The sequence below is a fragment of the Mesorhizobium sp. M1423 genome (assembly GCF_040317575.1).
In the GTDB taxonomy this organism is placed as follows: Bacteria; Pseudomonadota; Alphaproteobacteria; order Rhizobiales; family Rhizobiaceae; genus Mesorhizobium.
Window position 1 is genome coordinate 148,865 of record NZ_JAMYKU010000010.1, and the last position, 18,690, is coordinate 167,554.

At 62.4% G+C, this 18,690-nt stretch carries 18 protein-coding genes; 11 read left to right on the plus strand and 7 right to left on the minus strand.

Translation table 11 applies throughout. The features are described 5' to 3' along the window. The first annotated feature begins 120 nt into the window (after positions 1-120). The 3 genes from recA to NKG95_RS15255 all read left to right on the plus strand — a co-directional run bounded on the left by recA (position 121) and on the right by NKG95_RS15255 (position 5,004). A complete protein-coding gene (recA, locus tag NKG95_RS15245; RefSeq protein WP_023717366.1) occupies positions 121-1,218 on the plus strand; it encodes a recombinase RecA in 1,098 nt (365 codons plus the stop codon). A 258-nt stretch (positions 1,219-1,476) separates the two neighbouring features. Beyond that, positions 1,477-4,143, plus strand: a complete 2,667-nt coding sequence (gene alaS / locus NKG95_RS15250; RefSeq protein WP_353022701.1) for an alanine--tRNA ligase — start codon at positions 1,477-1,479, stop codon at positions 4,141-4,143. Between the two features lie 66 nt (positions 4,144-4,209). After that, positions 4,210-5,004 (plus strand): PhzF family phenazine biosynthesis protein, encoded by a 795-nt coding sequence (locus tag NKG95_RS15255; protein ID WP_353041329.1) that lies wholly within the window; start codon positions 4,210-4,212, stop codon positions 5,002-5,004. A 278-nt stretch (positions 5,005-5,282) separates the two neighbouring features. Here NKG95_RS15255 and NKG95_RS15260 read toward each other — a convergent pair whose 3' ends face one another. Both NKG95_RS15260 and NKG95_RS15265 read right to left on the minus strand, forming a co-directional pair. After that, positions 5,283-5,909: a glutathione S-transferase family protein gene (locus tag NKG95_RS15260; protein ID WP_353041331.1), complete on the minus strand. Its 627-nt coding sequence runs from the start codon at positions 5,907-5,909 to the stop codon at positions 5,283-5,285. A gap of 9 nt (positions 5,910-5,918) precedes the next feature. Next, entirely contained in the window at positions 5,919-7,130 is a 1,212-nt protein-coding gene (locus tag NKG95_RS15265) for an NADP-dependent isocitrate dehydrogenase (RefSeq protein WP_353041333.1), read from the minus strand. 205 nt (positions 7,131-7,335) lie between these two features. Here NKG95_RS15265 and NKG95_RS15270 point away from each other — a divergent pair, with 205 nt between their 5' ends. The 4 genes from NKG95_RS15270 (at position 7,336) to NKG95_RS15285 (ending at position 10,135) form a co-directional block, all read left to right on the plus strand. After that, positions 7,336-8,202, plus strand: coding sequence for an RNA methyltransferase (locus NKG95_RS15270; RefSeq protein ID WP_353041334.1), 867 nt, complete (start codon positions 7,336-7,338; stop codon positions 8,200-8,202). A 67-nt stretch (positions 8,203-8,269) separates the two neighbouring features. Next, positions 8,270-8,914, plus strand: a complete 645-nt coding sequence (locus NKG95_RS15275; protein ID WP_353041336.1) for a DUF805 domain-containing protein — start codon at positions 8,270-8,272, stop codon at positions 8,912-8,914. A 140-nt stretch (positions 8,915-9,054) separates the two neighbouring features. Then, the gene (gene murI / locus NKG95_RS15280) at positions 9,055-9,867 is read left to right on the plus strand and encodes a glutamate racemase (RefSeq protein ID WP_023717373.1); all 813 of its coding nucleotides are present in this window, start codon (positions 9,055-9,057) and stop codon (positions 9,865-9,867) included. 79 nt (positions 9,868-9,946) lie between these two features. Further along, positions 9,947-10,135: a DUF3008 family protein gene (locus tag NKG95_RS15285; RefSeq protein ID WP_023717374.1), complete on the plus strand. Its 189-nt coding sequence runs from the start codon at positions 9,947-9,949 to the stop codon at positions 10,133-10,135. Between the two features lie 90 nt (positions 10,136-10,225). Here the strand turns inward: NKG95_RS15285 and NKG95_RS15290 are convergent, their stop codons facing one another. After that, the gene (locus NKG95_RS15290) at positions 10,226-10,438 is read right to left on the minus strand and encodes a hypothetical protein (RefSeq protein ID WP_023674706.1); all 213 of its coding nucleotides are present in this window, start codon (positions 10,436-10,438) and stop codon (positions 10,226-10,228) included. Positions 10,439-10,817: 379 nt separating this feature from the next. On the opposite strand from NKG95_RS15290, the gene rpsD reads away from it, so the two are divergent. From rpsD to NKG95_RS15305, 3 genes are all read left to right on the plus strand, one after another. Next, complete coding sequence (rpsD, locus tag NKG95_RS15295; RefSeq protein ID WP_023717376.1) at positions 10,818-11,435, plus strand: 30S ribosomal protein S4; 618 nt, start codon at positions 10,818-10,820, stop codon at positions 11,433-11,435. A 153-nt stretch (positions 11,436-11,588) separates the two neighbouring features. After that, on the plus strand, positions 11,589-12,482 hold the full coding sequence (ttcA, locus tag NKG95_RS15300) for a tRNA 2-thiocytidine(32) synthetase TtcA (protein ID WP_352641108.1): 894 nt from the start codon (positions 11,589-11,591) through the stop codon (positions 12,480-12,482). Next, positions 12,472-13,299, plus strand: coding sequence for an inositol monophosphatase family protein (locus tag NKG95_RS15305; protein WP_353041337.1), 828 nt, complete (start codon positions 12,472-12,474; stop codon positions 13,297-13,299). Before ttcA ends, NKG95_RS15305 begins: the two co-directional genes overlap by 11 nt. 22 nt (positions 13,300-13,321) lie before the next feature. On the opposite strand, the gene NKG95_RS15310 is transcribed toward NKG95_RS15305, so the two are convergent. Further along, positions 13,322-14,521, minus strand: a complete 1,200-nt coding sequence (locus NKG95_RS15310; RefSeq protein ID WP_031193515.1) for a multidrug effflux MFS transporter — start codon at positions 14,519-14,521, stop codon at positions 13,322-13,324. A gap of 206 nt (positions 14,522-14,727) precedes the next feature. Then, positions 14,728-15,063, minus strand: a complete 336-nt coding sequence (gene grxD, locus NKG95_RS15315; RefSeq protein ID WP_023674712.1) for a Grx4 family monothiol glutaredoxin — start codon at positions 15,061-15,063, stop codon at positions 14,728-14,730. Between the two features lie 162 nt (positions 15,064-15,225). On the opposite strand from grxD, the gene NKG95_RS15320 reads away from it, so the two are divergent. Further along, positions 15,226-16,032, plus strand: coding sequence for a phosphodiester glycosidase family protein (locus NKG95_RS15320; protein WP_352845035.1), 807 nt, complete (start codon positions 15,226-15,228; stop codon positions 16,030-16,032). 12 nt (positions 16,033-16,044) lie between these two features. On the opposite strand, the gene NKG95_RS15325 is transcribed toward NKG95_RS15320, so the two are convergent. Then, a complete protein-coding gene (locus NKG95_RS15325; RefSeq protein WP_023674714.1) occupies positions 16,045-16,278 on the minus strand; it encodes a BolA/IbaG family iron-sulfur metabolism protein in 234 nt (77 codons plus the stop codon). 86 nt (positions 16,279-16,364) lie between these two features. Next, complete coding sequence (purL, locus tag NKG95_RS15330; protein ID WP_353041339.1) at positions 16,365-18,605, minus strand: phosphoribosylformylglycinamidine synthase subunit PurL; 2,241 nt, start codon at positions 18,603-18,605, stop codon at positions 16,365-16,367. Positions 18,606-18,690: the final 85 nt, after the last annotated feature.

Below are 18,690 nucleotides of genomic sequence, written 5' to 3' on the forward strand. Positions count from 1 at the left end.
TGGATATCCGTTATTTTTCAAATCCTTGGGGCTCATTGACAAATGAGAACAAACGAGGTACATTCTTTTAAGGATTGCGGGATTGTCCGGCCTCCATTGACGACCACGGGGTGATGTATCATGGCTCAGAATTCTTTGCGGCTTGTAGAGGACAAAGCGGTGGACAAATCAAAGGCTCTGGATGCGGCGCTGTCGCAAATCGAGCGTGCCTTCGGCAAGGGTTCGATCATGCGGCTCGGCGCGAACGAGCAGGTCGTCGAGATCGAAACGGTGCCGACCGGCTCGCTTGGGTTGGACATCGCGCTTGGCGTCGGCGGCCTGCCGCGCGGCCGCATCGTCGAGATCTACGGACCGGAAAGCTCGGGCAAGACGACGCTGGCGCTGCACACGGTGGCCGAAGCCCAGAAGAAGGGCGGCATCTGCGCCTTTGTCGATGCCGAGCATGCGCTCGATCCGGTCTATGCCCGCAAGCTCGGCGTCGATCTCGAAAACCTGCTGATCTCGCAGCCCGATACCGGCGAACAGGCGCTGGAGATCTGCGACACGCTGGTGCGCTCCGGCGCCATCGACGTGCTGGTGGTCGATTCGGTGGCGGCGCTGACGCCGCGGGCCGAAATCGAAGGCGAGATGGGCGATTCGCTGCCCGGCCTGCAGGCCCGCCTGATGAGCCAGGCACTGCGCAAGCTCACCGCCTCGATCTCGCGCTCCAACACCATGGTCATCTTCATCAACCAGATCCGCATGAAGATCGGCGTCATGTTTGGTTCGCCCGAGACGACGACCGGCGGCAACGCGCTGAAATTCTATGCTTCGGTGCGCCTCGACATCCGCCGCATCGGCTCGGTCAAGGATCGCGACGAGGTCGTCGGCAACCAGACCCGCGTCAAGGTCGTCAAGAACAAGCTGGCGCCGCCCTTCAAGGTGGTCGAGTTCGACATCATGTATGGCGAGGGCGTCTCCAAGACCGGCGAGCTGGTCGATCTCGGCGTCAAGGCTGGCGTGGTCGAAAAGTCGGGCGCCTGGTTCTCCTATAATTCGCAGCGTCTCGGCCAGGGCCGCGAAAACGCAAAACTGTTCCTGCGCGACAATCCCGACACGGCGCGCGAGATCGAATTGGCGCTGAGGCAGAATGCCGGACTGATCGCCGAGAAATTCCTTGAGAACGGCGGCTCCGAAAGCAGCGACGACGGTTTCGAGGACGACGCCGGGGCGATGTAGGAAAAGCGACGCCTCCCGAGCGTCAGCCAGGTTTGGATTTGATGTTTTGATTTTGAGTTTGCGTAATCGGTACATTTTGAACCGCCGGCCCCGTGCCGGCGGTTGGCGTTTGACGGCGAGTCAGACGCATTTCAAAGCGCCGGTGAAAGCCGGGATTTGAGCCCATTTGGTGTTTCTGGACAGGCTGCGGTGCGACCGCTAAAAGGCCATGTCTATTTTCCGCCGGCAGCCGGCGGTTCTCTCGAAAAGGCAGTATTCATGAGTGGCGTCAACGAGATCCGGTCGGCATTTCTCGACTATTTTCGCAAGGAAGGTCACGAGGTCGTCGCGTCGAGCCCGCTGGTGCCGCGCAACGACCCGACGCTGATGTTCACCAATGCCGGCATGGTGCAGTTCAAGAACGTTTTCACCGGTCTGGAGAAGCGGCCCTATTCGCGTGCGACGACTGCCCAGAAGAGTGTTCGTGCCGGCGGCAAGCACAACGACCTCGACAATGTCGGCTACACCGCGCGACACCTGACCTTCTTCGAGATGCTCGGCAATTTCTCCTTCGGCGATTATTTCAAGGAGCGCGCCATAGAGCTTGCCTGGAACCTGATCACCAGGGAGTTCGGGCTGAAGAAGGACAAGCTGCTGGTCACCGTCTATCACAACGACGACGAGGCCGCCTCCTACTGGAAGAAGATCGCCGGTCTTTCCGACGATCGCATCATCCGCATCGCGACCTCGGACAATTTCTGGGCAATGGGCGACACCGGACCTTGCGGGCCGTGTTCGGAGATATTCATCGACCGTGGCGAGCACATCTGGGGTGGCCCTCCCGGCAGTCCCGAGGAGGATGGCGACCGTTTCCTCGAATTCTGGAACCTGGTGTTCATGCAGTATGAACAGGTGACGAAGGACGAGCGCGTCGACCTGCCGCGTCCGTCGATCGACACGGGCATGGGCCTCGAGCGCATGGCCTCCATCCTGCAAGGGGTTGAAAGCGTCTTCGAGACCGACCTGTTCCGCCACCTGATCGACGCTGCGTCGTCGGCGCTTGGCCGCGGTCCGGATGCGGACACCGTCGCATCGTTCCGCGTCATCGCCGACCACTTGCGTTCGTCCTGCTTCCTGGTCGCCGACGGTGTGCTGCCGTCCAACGAAGGGCGGGGCTACGTGCTTCGTCGCATCATGCGCCGCGCCATGCGCCACGCGCAGTTGCTCGGCTCGAATGAGCCGCTGATGTGGAAGCTGGTGCCGGCGCTGGTCCGCGAGATGAGCCAAGCCTACCCGGAACTGGTGCGCGGCGAGCAGATGATCACCGAGACGCTGAAGCTTGAGGAAACTCGTTTCCGCAAGACGCTGGTGCGAGGCTTGGGCTTGCTTTCGGAGGCGACGGAAAAGTTGGTCTCCGGCGACATGCTGGATGGCGAGACAGCGTTCAAGCTCTACGACACCTATGGCTTTCCGCTCGATCTGACGCAGGACGCGCTGCGCCAGCGCAACATCTCGGTCAACCTTGCCGGCTTCACCGAGGCGATGGAGCGGCAGAAGGCGGAGGCGCGCAAAAGCTGGGCTGGTTCCGGTGAGGCCGCAACCGAAACGGTATGGTTCGCGGTGCGTGAGGAGAACGGCGCCACCGAATTCCTGGGCTATGAGACCGAGCAGGCGGAAGGCCTCGTCCAGGCGCTGGTCAGGGACGGCAAGACCGTCGACAGTGCCGGCAAAGGCGACGCCGTTGCCGTGGTTGTCAACCAGACGCCGTTCTATGGCGAGTCCGGTGGCCAGATGGGCGATACCGGCGTCATTTCAGGCGACGGGTTCTCGATCGAGATATCCGATACGCAGAAGAAGGCCGATGGGCTTTTCGTCCATGTCGGCAAGGTGGCCAACGGCACGGTCAAGACGGGCGCGACCGTCGAGCTGAGGGTGGACCACGCGCGCCGCTCCAGGCTGCGCGCGAACCATTCCGCCACGCATCTGATCCATGAGGCGCTGCGCGAGGTGCTGGGTACCCATGTGGCGCAGAAGGGCTCACTGGTCGCGCCCGAGCGTCTGCGCTTCGACATCTCCCACAACAAGCCGATCTCGCCGGACGAGCTCGAAGAGGTCGAGCGCATGGCAAACGAAATCGTCGTTCAGAATAGCCCTGTAACCACGCGCCTGATGTCGGTCGACGACGCCATTGCCGAAGGCGCCATGGCGCTGTTTGGCGAGAAATATGGCGATGAGGTGCGCGTCGTTTCGATGGGCACAGGCCTGCATGGCGCCAAGGCCAACCGGCCCTATTCGGTCGAGCTATGCGGCGGCACCCATGTCAGGGCGACCGGCGATATCGGCCTGGTGCGCATCGTGTCCGACAGCGCGGTCGCTGCCGGCGTGCGCCGCATCGAGGCGTTGACCGGCGAGGCGGCCAGAAAGCATCTCGACGAGCAGGACAAGCGGCTGAAGGCGGCCGCCGCCGCGCTGAAGATTTCGCCGGCCGATGTGCCGGCCCGCGTCGAGGCACTGCTCGACGAGCGCAAGAAGCTCGAAAAGGAGCTGACCGAGGCGCGCAAGAAACTGGCGCTCGGCGATCGCTCGCCAGCCGGTGTGCCTGCGGAAAACGAAACCATTGCCGGTGTCGGTTTTCTCGGCAAGGCGGTATCGGGCGTCTCGCCAAAGGATTTGAAGCCGCTGGCCGATGCCGGCAAGAAGTCGCTCGGCTCCGGCGTCGTCGTCTTTGTCGGCGCCGGCGAGGACAACAAGGCGAGCGTCGTCGTCGCGGTCACCGATGATCTGACCGGCCGCTTCAGCGCAATCGATCTGGTGCGCGTCGCGTCCGCGGCATTGGGCGGGCAGGGCGGCGGCGGTCGACCCGATATGGCCCAGGCCGGCGGCCCGGACGGCTCGAAGGCCGAAGACGCGATCGCTGCGGTGAAAGCGGCTCTCGAGGCGGCGTGAACCTGCACCGGGGGCGGGCACGGCCGAAATGGCGCGCCGCCCAGCGGACATCCTTGAGGGCCTGATATGCCGACGCTGACGATGTATCAGGTCGACGCCTTTGCCGAACAGGCCTTCCAGGGCAACCCTGCCGCCGTTCTCCTTTTGGAGGAGTGGCTGCCGGAGCAGGTAATGCAGGCCATCGCCAACGAAAACAATCTTGCTGAAACGGCGTTTGTGCGGGCGAATGGCAAAGGTTGGGATTTGCGCTGGTTCACGCCGGTCCATGAAGTCGACTTCTGCGGCCATGCCACTCTTGCGGCCGCCCATGTGCTGACCACGGAATACAGTGGTCAGGGCGAAATGGCCTTCGCCACCCGGGTGGGCGAACTGCGGGTTTCCCGGCGGGAAGAGACCTATCAACTCGATCTGCCCTGTTTTCCGCCGCAGCCCATCGAGGAAGAGTTGAAGTCGGCGCTGCAAGCGATATTGCCTCTGGTTCCGGTTGCGGGGTTCCGCAATTTCGAGAACCTGTTTGTCGAGCTTGACGACGAGACAAGCGTGCGATCTTTCGTTCCCGATCTGCTCAGGATCGGAACCTTTCATCCTCTCGGCTTGGTCATTACCGCGCCTGGGCAGGCCCATGATTTCGTCTCGCGTTATTTCGTGCCCGGAGCAGGCATTCCCGAGGATCCGGTAACCGGCTCCATTCATGCGACGCTGGTGCCTTACTGGGCTGAAAAACTCGGCAAGACGCATCTGTCGGCATTCCAATGCTCGCAACGCGGCGGGCACTTGCTATGCGAGCTGGCCGGAGATCGTGTGCTGATCACAGGCCGTGCGAAGACCTTTATGAAGGCGGAGATCTACCTTCCCGATTGAGCGGTATTTCGCAGTGGGTCGCCTTCGGCGAAGCTGCCGATCTCCCCCCTTGCGGGGGAGATGCCCGGCAGGGCAGAGGGGGGTGCTGTCCCTCCGACTGCCAGCCCAATCGGAGCCACGTTCTCAGGCCGTTCCCAATTGGAAAGGATCAGTCGAAGGTTAGCGATCCTTCACACCCCCCTCTGTCCTGCCGGACATCTCCCCCGCAAGGGGGGAGATTGGATGTCACTTCGGCTTTCGCTAATCACCAGAAGGCCTATTGCCGAACGCTTGTCTCCTCACTCTGCCTTTTCGATCTTCGCAAAACCCGCACGCGCCGCGATGCGCGCATACCAATCCTGGATATCGGCAAACTCCGCCAGCAGTTTTCGCCCCTCGGCGACCTTGACGAAATAGCCGATGATTGGCGCGGCGTGCAGGTCGGCCAGCGTCAGGTCCGTCCCCAATAGCCAAGGCCCCTCGGCTTTCAGCGAAGAGAGTGCCTGCAGCGTCGTTCTCGCCTGCCGCAACCCGTTGGCGATCACGGCTTCGTCGGGCGGCGTTTTTTCCAGCCGCTCGACGGCGACATCCCAGACCATGGCCCTGTAGGCGTAGGCGTCGAGCAGGCCGGTGATCTGGTTCATGCGTGCTCGAGGCCGGGCTTCGACCGGTTGCAGCGCCGGGCCGTCAAAGGCTTCGTCGACATAACGGGCAATCGCGCCGGTCTCGTAGAGGCGAAAGCCGTCATGCTCGAAGGCTGGGATGCGGCCGAACGGCTGGTGCTCGAAGTACCAGCCGGGAATGCCGTCCGCCGCAAAGATGTCGACGGGAACCAGCTCGTAGCCGACGCCCTTTTCCTCGAGCACCAGCCGCACGATGCGCACATAGACGCTGTAGTCCGCGCCGTAGACGACGGGCTTGCCCATGTCGCAGGCTCAGGCCATCGCCTTCTGCAAATTCTCGTCGATCTTGTCGAGGAAGCCGGTGGTCGAAAGCCACGGCTGGTCAGGGCCGATCAGCAGCGACAGGTCCTTGGTCATGAAGCCGGACTCGACCGTCTGGATGCAGACCCTTTCCAGCGTCTCGGCAAAGCGCTTCAGTTCGGCATTGTCGTCGAGCTTGGCGCGGTGCGCGAGGCCGCGCGTCCAGGCGAAGATCGAGGCGATCGAATTGGTCGAGGTCTCCTCGCCCTTCTGGTGCTGGCGATAGTGGCGGGTGACGGTGCCGTGCGCGGCCTCCGCCTCGACGGTCTTGCCGTCCGGCGTCATCAGCACCGAGGTCATCAGGCCGAGCGAGCCGAAGCCTTGCGCCACCGTGTCCGACTGCACGTCGCCATCATAATTCTTGCAAGCCCAGACATAGCCGCCCGACCATTTCAGGCTGGAGGCCACCATGTCGTCGATCAGCCGGTGCTCGTACCAGAGTTTCTTGGCCTTGAACTCGGCTTCGAACTCCGCCTCGTAGACCTCCTGGAAGATATCCTTGAAGCGGCCGTCATAGGCCTTGAGGATGGTGTTCTTGGTCGACAGGTAGACGGGGTAATTGCGCAGCAGGCCGTAATTCAGCGAGGCGCGGGCGAATTCGCGGATCGACTCGTCGAGATTGTACATGGCCATGGCGACACCGGCGCCGGGTGCGTCGAAGACGTCGTGCTCGATCACCTGGCCGTCCTCGCCGACGAACTTGATCGTCAGCTTGCCCTTGCCGGGAAAGCGGAAGTCGGTGGCGCGATACTGGTCGCCGAAGGCGTGGCGGCCGACAATGATCGGCTTGGTCCAGCCGGGCACCAGCCGCGGCACGTTCTTCAAGATGATCGGCTCGCGAAAGATGGTGCCGCCGAGGATGTTGCGGATGGTGCCGTTCGGCGACTTCCACATCTTCTTCAGCTTGAATTCCTCGACGCGCTGCTCGTCGGGCGTGATCGTCGCGCATTTCACGCCGACGCCGTATTTCTTGATGGCATTGGCCGAATCGATGGTCACCTGGTCGTTGGTGGCGTCGCGGTGCTCGATACCGAGATCGTAATATTCGAGCTTGAGGTCGAGATAAGGGTGGATCAGCTTGTCCTTGATGAACTGCCAGATGATGCGGGTCATCTCGTCGCCGTCGAGTTCGACGACCGGGTTCGCCACCTTGATCTTCGCCATGGAAAGAATGCCTCGCTTTTGGGGAACGGAACGGCCTTGCCCGCACGGCTGCCGGCCCTGGGATGCGGCCCGTATATCAAAGGCTTTTTGGCCGCGCAAACGGCGAACCGCGCCGTAGTGCCGGCATTCTTTGCGAAAGCTTCATTTTCGCCGCCAAATGTGGCAGGGACTGCGAAATGCCGCAAACAGCAGTTCATTGACAGCCATGACCGCCACTCAGGATCCCGATAACCCTCTTGCCACCGGAACGCCTGCGTCCGGTCCGGCGATCATCCTGGTCGAGCCACAGCTCGGCGAGAATATCGGCATGGTTGCACGCGCCATGGCCAATTTCGGCCTTGCCGAACTGCGCCTCGTCAATCCGCGTGACGGCTGGCCGAGCGAGAAGGCGCGTGCCGCGGCAAGCCGCGCCGACCATGTCATCGATGCCGTCGAGGTGTTCGACGACCTGGGCTCGGCAGTCGCCGACTTGAACTTCGTCTTCGCCACCACGGCGCGCGCGCGCGACAATTTCAAACCGGTGCGCGGCCCGGTCGAGGCGGGCAGGGCGCTGCGCGCGCGGCAGCGGGCCGGCCAGCGCACCGGCATCCTGTTCGGCCGCGAGCGCTTCGGCCTCTATAATGACGAGGTCGGCCTTGCCGACGAGATCGTCACCTTCCCCGTCGATCCAGCCTTCTCCTCGCTCAACATCGCCCAGGCGGCCCTGCTGATGTCCTATGAATGGATGAAGTCCGGCCTGGAAGACGAGACCAGGACCAACTTCTCCGGTCCCGAAATGCCGCCAGCTGCCAAGGAAGAATTGCACGCCCTGTTTGCGTATCTGGAAGGTGCACTGGAGGCGCGCGGCTATTTCCGCCCGGCACCGAAGAAGCCGAAGATGGTCGACAATTTGCGCGCAGTGCTGACCCGCCCCGGTTTTGCCGAGCCGGAGCTCAAGGTGCTACGCGGTATTATATCATCGCTGGACAGGTTCTCGCCGGCCATGCCACGCGGCGACGGATCGCCCGGCGACGATCCAAGGCGGCTCCCGGCGGCCGCGGCACGCGCCGGAAAGGCGAAGGACAAAGACTAGCCTTCGAGTTACCCATATCTCACCAGTAACCGAATGTTATTTGATGTGATCCATTGTCTGGAAAACGATGGATCCTCGGATGTTTAGCTCGGATATCGGTCGTCCTCGCTTTTTCTTCTATTCGGCGGCCTTGCTGGTTGCGGAAATCGTGACCTTTGTGCTGTGCGTCGTGCTGACCATCGGCATCGAGGGTTTGGCCAATTCGAAGCCCGGACCTTCCAGGGAAGGGCTGGCCGCGGCCGTTCTCGTCGCCTCGCTGGTGATTGTTCTGTTCCGCGCGAATTTCGCCTGGCGTCGAAGCCGCGATGCGCAAGGGTCCGGTTGGATCCTTTGGTCGTATATCGTGTTCTCGACCCTGTTTGCGATTCTGCAGGCCGGCACTGTTCTTGTCGTAAAGCTCGACGGCGACGAGTCGCATTCCGGCCTTAACCTGCTGGGATTAGCTCTCGTCGGGCTGTGGGCGGTCATCTTGGCGGCCAAGCCGGCGGGCGGTAGCTCTTCGGATATGGCGTCATCCCTGAGTTTCGACGATTTCGACCCGCCCGGGCCGCTGCGCGGCGCCGCGGCGCCCCATTCAGAGTCGGCCGCCGGCGTGGCGGCCCTGGCTCCGGCCTATGCCATGCGGGCCGCACCGGTGCCGTCGAACCACCCTGCATCTCCGGCGAACGGCCGGCCGCGGGCCGGCGGCTTTGGCAAGCGGGGCCTGGTGTGACCGTCTCGCCGCATCAAGGCCATGATGGTTCCAGATAGAAGCGGCCGGGATAAAGCATCATTGGCCGAAGCAAAAAGCATGGGCCGAACCTTCTCTCGTGATCTCGTTTGTGATTCCCAGCCCTTAGTGACTCAATGATAATGACCAGTCCATCGAGCGCCCGTCCGATCCTGATGTTCGATTCCGGCATTGGCGGCCTCACTGTGCTGCGTGAGGCGCGCGTCCTGATGCCTGACCGCCGCTTCATCTATGTCGCCGACGACGCGGCGTTCCCCTTCGGCGCCTGGGAGGAGCCGGCGCTGAGAACACACATCCTAGAGTTGTTCGCCAGGCTGCTCGAACGGTTTTCGCCGGCTATTTCGGTCATCGCCTGCAACACCGCCTCGACGCTGGTCATCGATGCGTTGCGCGAGAGGTTTCCCGGCCACCCTTTCGTCGGCACCGTGCCGGCCATCAAGCCAGCGGCGGAACGCACGCGCTCAGGCCTAGTTTCGGTGCTGGCGACGCCCGGCACCGTCAAGCGCCAGTACACGCGCGACCTGATCAGCAAATGGGCGCAGAAATGCCATGTCCGCCTGGTCGGCAGCGACAAGCTGGCGGGATTGGCCGAAGCCTATATGCGCGATGGTTTTGTCGACGAGGACGCCGTGCGCGCCGAGATCGCGCCGTGCTTCGTCGAGCATGACGGGTTACGCACCGACATCGTCGTGCTTGCCTGCACCCATTATCCGTTTTTGGCCAACCGCATGCGCAAGACAGCACCTTGGCCGGTCGACTGGCTCGACCCGGCCGAGGCGATCGCACGCCGCGCGCTGTCGCTGCTCGCCGATACCGAGGCCCGTTATCGCAGAGAGGTACTGCCGGAAGGCGCCGATTTTGCCGTCTTCACCTCGAACGAGGCCGATTTTCCGACGCGCCGGCTGATGCAGGGATTTGGCCTGGCGGTATCCTGACCCCAGGCACTTTGGTGCTCCGGGAACATCAGCCCAGGGCGATGCGTTCTTTTCTCATTGAGGAACAGGAGAAACGATCATGCCAGCCACCTCGAAAGCCCAGCAGAAAGCCGCCGGTGCTGCACTGTCCGCCAAGCGTGGCGAGACCAAGAAGAGCGAGCTCAAAGGCGCGTCGAAGGGAATGTATAAATCCATGAGCGAAAAACAGCTCGAGGAATTCGCCGAGACCAAGCGCAAGGGCCTGCCGGAAAAGAAATCGAAACACTGATCGACTGACCATTCTGGCGGCGGATGCCGGTCGATAAAAAGCCCGCGGCTGAGCCGCGGGCCCTGAAGTCTCAACGGGCGAGGGCGAAAATTACCAGTTCCATCCCCAACCGCAGCGCCGCACTTTGTAGCGGATGACCTTGCGATGACCGTGCCGCCACACCACCTTCTTCTTGACCACGATGCGGCAGACCTGGTGATGCCTGTGGCCGTGCCAATGCCGGGCCTGCGCCGGCTCGGGCGCGACCGCCATCGTGCCGGCCATCACCGCGGCTCCTACCAACGTAAGGAAGAACTTCTTCATGCGAATTCCAGCTCCTCTGACTTCAGTCCCTTCCTGATGCCGCTGGCGCAACCTCCCGCCACATCCGGCACGTTCTACAACCGCAACACTATCCGGTTCGGCGATTCGCGCCAGCCGGAAGCTTGACAGCGGTTAAATCTCCGTTTAACCAGCCCACCAACACCGGGCCGCAATGCCCGGTGGTTTTCTTTATGTGTGCAAGACGTTTGGAAGCCGGTTTTAATTTCCTGATGTCCTGTTTGAAATGACGTGTCCCGTGGGTTTTCCGTCGCGTTGCGTGGAAAACCCTGTCAGGTCTCGAAAACGGGGGCCAGAGGAGGGCGCGTTTCCTTCACCCGGACCATGAGGTTCCGGGTGTGTTGTTTTGAAAGGGAATGCGATGAGCAAGCGCGAATCCGCGAAGTACAAGATCGACCGCCGTCTTGGCGAAAACATCTGGGGCCGCCCGAAGTCCCCGGTCAACAAGCGTGAATACGGCCCCGGCCAGCATGGCCAGCGCCGCAAGGGCAAGCTTTCCGATTTCGGCCTGCAGCTGCGCGCCAAGCAGAAGCTGAAGGGCCACTATGGCGACGTTTCGGAAAAGCAGTTCCGCAAGGTCTATGAAGAGGCGGACCGCCGCAAGGGCGACACCTCGGAGAACCTGATCGGCCTGCTCGAATCGCGCCTCGACGCAGTCGTCTACCGCGCCAAGTTCGTACCGACCATCTTTGCGGCGCGCCAGTTCGTCAATCACGGCCACGTCAACGTCAACGGCAAGCGCGTCAACATCGGCTCGTACCGCTGCAAGCCGGGCGACGTCATCGAAGTGCGCGAGAAGTCGAAGCAGCTGGTCATCGTGCTGGAATCGGTGGGCCTGGCCGAGCGCGACGTGCCCGATTACATCGAGGCCGACCACAACAAGATGACCGCCGCCTTCACGCGCATCCCCGGCCTGGCCGACGTTCCGTTTGCCGTGCAGATGGAACCGAATCTGGTCGTCGAATTCTATTCGCGCTGATCGGCGCGTTCGTACGCGATACAAGCGAAGGCCGCCCTATCGGGGCGGCCTTACTTTTTCGTTCCTTTTTCGCGGCGTGATTCCGAAATCGATTTCGATTTTCGGTTCGATGCGCTACTGCGGGCGGCAACAGGACTTTAGGGCCGACGCGCCGTGAACATGCAGCCAGACGCCGAAACGCTCGAACCGGTCGCCGACGCCGAAGGCGGCTTTCATCCGCTGTTTGCCGATGTGCCGTCCTCCGTCGAGTTCAACAAGCTGCGCAAGCGGCTGCTGCGGCTTGCCCGCCAGGCGATCGACGATTTCTCAATGGTGAGGCCCGGCGACCGCTGGCTGGTCGCTCTGTCGGGCGGCAAGGATTCCTACGGCCTGCTTGCCGTGCTGCTCGATCTCAAATGGCGCGGGCTGCTGCCGATCGAGCTGTTGGCCTGCAATCTCGACCAGGGCCAGCCGAACTTTCCCAAGCACATATTGCCCGACTATCTCGACAGCCATGCCATTCCGCATCGCATCGAATATCAGGACACCTATTCTGTGGTCATCGACAAGCTGGCCGAGGGCAGCACCTATTGCTCGCTGTGTTCGCGGCTGCGGCGCGGCCATCTCTATCGCATTGCCCGCGAGGAGGGCTGCTCGGCGCTGGTGCTCGGCCATCACCGCGAAGACATTCTGGAAACATTCTTCATGAACCTGTTCCATGGCGGACGCCTCGCCGCCATGCCGCCGAAGCTGCTCAACGACGAAGGCGACGTCATGGTGCTGCGGCCGCTCGCCTATTGTGCGGAAGCCGATCTCGAGAAATTCGCCGGCGCCATGAAATTCCCGATCATTCCGTGCGATCTGTGCGGTAGCCAGGAAGGCCTGCAGCGCAACGCCATGAAAGCGATGCTCGACGACATCGAGAAGCGCATGCCCGGCCGCAAGGACACCATGATCCGTGCCATGGCTAATGTGCGGCGCTCGCATCTGCTCGACAGGACGCTGTTCGATTTCGCCGCCCTCAACGATGCTCTTAACGCAAAGCAAGACGGTCCCCATGACATTTGACGACAGCGCGATCGACTGGCTTGCCGACCTTCTGTCGGACGCTGCCGTCGCCGAGATCATGCCGCGCTTTCGCCGGTTGAGTGAGGGCGACGTGCGTCGCAAGACCTCGGCCGCCGATCTTGTGACCGAGGCCGACGTGAATGCCGAGCGGCTCATCACCGCCAGGCTGCTTCAGCGTTATCCCAAGGCGATGATCGTCGGCGAGGAGGCCTGCTCCGACGACCCGACGCTGCTCGACGGTCTCGGCGATGCCGAACTCGCCTTCGTCGTCGACCCGGTCGACGGCACCTTCAACTTCGCCTCCGGCGTGCCGCTGTTCGGCGTCATGCTTGGCGTCGTGGTCAAGGGCGAGACGGTCGCCGGCATCATCCACGATCCCGTCGGCAAGGACTGGCTGGTCGGCGTCAGCGGCGCCGGCAGTCATATTCGGCACGCGCATGGCAATTTCGAAAAAGTCCATGTCGCCAAACCGGCGCCGATATCGGAAATGACTGGAGCGGTCTCGTGGCACTATCTACCCGAGCCGGACCGCTCACGCCTGGCGCGCAATCAGACCAAGTCGCTGTCGCAGTTCAACTATCGCTGCGCAGCCCACGAATATCGCCTGCTGGCCAGCGGCCACGGCCATTTCGTCGTCTACAACAAGCTGATGCCGTGGGACCATCTGGCCGGCGTGCTGATCCATGCCGAGGCCGGCGGTTATGCCGCGCGCTTCGACGGCAGCGCCTATCTGCCGTCACATCTCGGAGGTGGCCTGCTGGTCGCGCCGGACAGGGAAAGCTGGCGGGAGCTGCGCCGCGAGCTCTGGGCGGAATAGTTTTACCCGCTAGCGCGTAAAACTAGACCGGCGGGTTTTGCGGCTGGAACAGCCTGCCGCGCTCGGCGATGAGAATCATCAGCAGCGCCGCCACCGACACGCTGCAGAACCCGGCGGCCAGCGGCGTCACCGTACCGTTGAAGGCCTGGCCGATCAGCGTGCCGAGGATGCCGCCAAGAAATGTCTGCATGAACCCGAGAATCGACGAGGCGGTGCCGGCCAGGTGACCGAGCGGCTCCATGGCGAGCGCGTTGAAGTTCGCGCCGAGCGCGCCGAACGGTACCATGGCGCAGGCAAAGAAAGTAATGAAGAGCCAAAGCGGCATCTTCATTTCGATGGAAACGACCAGCCAGGCAAGGCTGATGGCCAGAAACAGCAGCAGCGCGCTTTGCGACAGACGGCGCATGCCGATGCGGCCGACGAGGCGCGAGTTGAGATAGTTCGAAAAAGCAAGCACGCCGGCAACCCCCGCGAAGATGACCGGGAACATCTCGCCGACATCGAACACGCTGACATAGATCTGCTGGGCCGAGGCGATGAAGCCGAACATGGCGCCGAAGATGAAGGTGCTGGCGAAGGCGTAGCAGAGCGCGATGCGGTTGGTGAGAACGATGCGGAAGCCGCCGATGATGGAGGACAGCGTCAGCGGCCGGCGATATTCTGGATGTAGTGTCTCGGGCAGGCGCAACAGCGACCAGGCGGACACGATCAGCGCGCCGGCCGCCATGGTGACGAAGATCACGTGCCAGGTCGCAAACAGCATGATGAATTGGCCGATACCGGGTGCCACCACCGGAATTGCCATGAACACCATGAAGATCAAGGACATGACTTCGGCCATGCGCCTTCCGTCGAACGTATCGCGCACGATCGAGACGGCAATGACGCGCGTCGCCGCCGCGCCGATGCCTTGCACGGCCCGGCATAGCAGAAGCGTGGCGAATGACGGGGCGACTGCAGCAGCGCCCGCCGCCGCAACATAGATCACCAGCCCGGCAACCAGCGGAGCGCGGCGCCCGAAGCGGTCCGAGACGGGCCCGAAGAACAGTTGCCCACCGCCGAAGCCCAGTATGTAGGCGGTGATCACATATTGCCGGTGGTTTTCATTTTCGACGCCGAGCGAGGCGCCGATCTGCTGCAGCGCCGGCAACATGATGTCGATGGCCAGCGAATTGAGCGCCATCAGCGCCGCGCATAGCGCGATGAATTCCCAGCGCGGAATAGGCAAGGTGCTTGCCTTTTGCTGCGCTTGTGCTTGCTGATCCACGGCCAGTCCGATCTTCAAACGAAAATGCGCCGGCGTGCCGACGCATCCATTCGTTCATTGCCCCGATAGCGGGCACAACTTTTTGCCAAGGTGCCCCGGCGCTAAGCGCATGACCCCGACAATCGCAGTCGATCTTCGGAGAGCCATACGCAAAACAGAAGTCAGGCGGCGCCTTTGACGCTGACGCCCTTTTCGACGAGGAAGGTCTGCAATTCGCCCGCCTGGAACATCTCGCGGATGATGTCGCAGCCGCCGACGAATTCGCCCTTGACGTAGAGCTGCGGGATGGTCGGCCAGTTGGAATAGTCCTTGATGCCTTGCCGTAGCTCGGCCGACGTCAGCACGTCGACACCCTTATAGTCGGCGCCGATATAGTCGAGGATCTGCACGACCTGACCGGAAAATCCGCATTGCGGGAAGCCGGGCGTGCCTTTCATGAAGAGAACAACGTCGTTGCCCTTCACTTCATTGTCGATGTAGTCGTTGATGCCGCTCATGGAATACCCTTTCATGCCTGTGGGAGTCAGGCTCGAACATTACCCTTCAAATAAACCCATGGGTTGCGCGAAACAAGATGTTTGCCGCCTTGCCATGCAAATGGCGCAAAGGAACGTCTGATCTTGTGCCAAGCCGTTGGCCACCATCTTTCCCGAGGCGCGATGAAAAGACGATATCTCGCCGGGTTCCTCCTCGCCGTTCTGCTCGCCGCACTGGCCTTGATTTGGTGGGCCAGGTCGCCGAGACAGCCACCCCTCGTCGTCGGCGGTGAATTGCCGGCGCCGTGCCGCGACGCGAGCTTCGAGGCGGCCGCCTACGTCGTCTGCGAAATCGATCTGCGCCGCTATGACATCGGTGTGTTCCACGTAGGCCTCGACGGCAAGGCCTTCGGTTCCCTGGACAAATTCGACAAGGCGATGGCGGATCAGGGCCGGCCGGTGCTGCTCGCCATGAACGCCGGCATGTATCACCAAGATCTGACCCCAGTCGGCCTTCTCGTCGAAGACGGCCGGGAGAAGGCGCCGCTCAACGTCGCCGACAGCGAAGGCAATTTCTTCCTGAAACCGAATGGCGTATTCGTGGTCCGCAAGGACGGCAAGGCGGCGGTCATGGAGACAAGTGCCTATGCCGCGGCCAGGCCGGACGTGATGGTCGCAACGCAATCCGGCCCGATGCTGGTGATCGACGGACGGCTTCATCCTCGATTCGAGCAGAACGGCACATCGCGCTATATCCGCAACGGCGTCGGCGTGCGTGACGAAAACACCGTCGTGCTGGCGATCTCGCGCTCTCAAGTCAGCCTCGGCAGCTTCGCACGGCTGTTTCGAGATGCGCTCACTTGCCCCAATGCGCTTTTCTTCGACGGGGTCGTTTCGGCGCTGTCGAATGGCGAGCGGATGATTGTTGGTGGAAACTATCCGGCCGGGCCGATCATTGCCGTGACCGGCAAGGCGCTTGCGAGCCGGTAACTGGACGGGAGTTTAGTCCGGCACGCTGGTCTGCAGGGCAAGCGCGTGCAGCACGCCGCCCATGTTGCCCTTCAGCGCGTCATAGACCATCTGGTGCTGCTGGACGCGGCTTTTGCCGCGAAAACTTTCGGCCACCACCTCCGCCGCATAATGGTCGCCATCGCCGGCCAGGTCGCGAATCGTCACCTTGGCGTCCGGAATGCCTTCCTTGATCAGCCGTTCGATGTCGTGGGCGTCCATTGCCATGCGAGGATTCCTTGTTCAGGTCGTGAACTCATAGATATGGTCGAAACGGCGGATGAACCACAGTGAAACGGCTCCACTCGATCACATCACGGGTCCACGACCTCATTTGCCATGAAGCGAGGGAACCAGGATTCGTGGGCAGCGGTCAATTCACTGACCGGTATCGCACGCGCCTCGCCCAGCTTCAGGTCGCTGCCGCCGGTCGAGCCGATCCACGGTGCGAAGATGCCGAGCTTGCTTTGCTGTTCGCGAATGGCGTCCCACGCTTCGCTCTGCGGATCGATCGACAGCGTCAGCAGATAGCGGCCCTGATCCTCGCCGAACCAGACCGGGATCGGATCTGTGCCGACCAGGCCTGGAATGGTCGCGCCAATGCCGGAGGCCATCGCCATCTCGGCCAGCGCCACCGCGATGCCACCATCGGAAACGTCATGCGCCGCGGTAACGACGCCCGACGCAATCAGCGCCCGCACATGGTCACCGACGCGCTTTTCGTGATCGAGATCGACGGGCGGCGGCGGGCCGTCGGCACGGCCATGGATGTCGCGCATATAGACCGATTGGCCAAGATGCGTGCCCCACATGGTCGGTGCGCCGACCAGCACGATCATCTGGCCTTCGGCGGCAAAGCCGATCCGCACCATTTTCGACCAATCGGCAATCAGCCCGACGCCGCCGATGGTTGGTGTCGGCAGTATGCCTTGGCCGTTGGTCTCATTGTAGAGCGAGACGTTGCCGGAGACGATCGGGAAGCCCAGCGCCCTGCAGGCATCGCCAATACCTTTCACCGCGCCGACCAACTGACCCATGATCTCCGGCCGTTCCGGATTGCCGAAATTAAGGTTGTCGGTGGCCGCGAGCGGCAAGGCACCGGTGGCGGTAAGATTGCGCCAGCATTCGGCCACCGCCTGCTTGCCTCCCTCGTAGGGGTCGGCCTCGCAATAGCGCGGCGTCACGTCGGAGGAGAAGGCGAGCGCCTTGGTCGGATGACCGTCGATCCGCACGACGCCGGCATCGCCGCCGGGAAGCTGCAACGAATTGCCTTGGATCAGCGTGTCGTACTGCTCCCACACCCAGCGGCGCGAGGACAGGTCCGGCCCGCCAAGCAGCTTCAGCAAAGCCTCGGCCACATCGGTTTGCGGTGCATCGCCGGCGCCCAATGGCGCCGGCTTCTTCGGCTCGACCCAGGGACGGTCATATTCCGGCGCCTGGTCGCCGAGATCCTTGATCGGCAGGTTGGCGACCTCGTCGCCCTGGTGCAGCACGCGGAAGCGCAGATCGTCGGTGGTCTTGCCGACGATGGCAAAGTCGAGGCCCCATTTGTGGAAGATCGCCTCGGCCTGTTTTTCCTTTTCGGGGCGCAGCACCATCAGCATGCGCTCCTGGCTCTCCGAAAGCATCATCTCATAAGCGCTCATGCGCTCTTCACGCACCGGCACCTTGTCGAGATCGAGCTCAATGCCGAGGTCGCCCTTGGCGCCCATTTCGACCGCCGAGCAGGTGAGACCAGCGGCACCCATGTCCTGGATGGCAATAACGGCGCCGGACGCCATCAGTTCGAGGCAGGCTTCGAGCAGGCATTTTTCGGTGAAGGGATCGCCAACCTGGACCGTGGGCCGCTTCTCGTCGATCTTGTCGTCGAATTCGGCCGAGGCCATGGTGGCGCCGCCGACGCCGTCGCGACCGGTCTTGGCGCCGAGATAGACGACCGGCAGGCCGACGCCCTTGGCCTCGGACAAAAAGATTGCGTCCGTCTTCGCGAGGCCCGCGGCAAACGCATTGACCAGGATATTGCCATTGTAGCGGGCGTCGAAATTGACCTCGCCGCCGACCGTCGGCACGCCGAAGGAATTGCCATAGCCACCGACGCCGGAAACGACGCCGGCAACGAGGTGCCTGGTTTTGGGATGATCCGGCGCACCGAAGCGCAGCGCGTTCATCGCCGCGATCGGCCGCGCGCCCATGGTGAAGACATCGCGCAGGATGCCGCCGACGCCGGTCGCCGCTCCCTGATAAGGCTCGATATAGGAGGGATGGTTATGGCTCTCCATCTTGAAGACGACGCAGTCGCCGTCGCCGATGTCGACCACGCCGGCATTCTCGCCCGGGCCCTGGATGACTTGCGGCCCGGTGGTCGGCAGCGTACGAAGCCATTTTTTCGAGGATTTGTAGGAACAATGCTCGTTCCACATCGCGGAAAAAATACCGAGTTCGGTAAAGCTCGGCTCGCGCCCGACCAGGTCGAGGATGCGTTGGTACTCGTCGGGCTTCAGCCCGTGCGCGGCAATGAGTTCCGGAGTGATCGGCACGGAATTGGAAATGGTCATGATCGGCAATTTGTGTCCTTGGGATCGAGTCCCGTCTTATCGCAAGCTTTGCAGCCGATACACCCCGTCGGATGACTAAAACGAC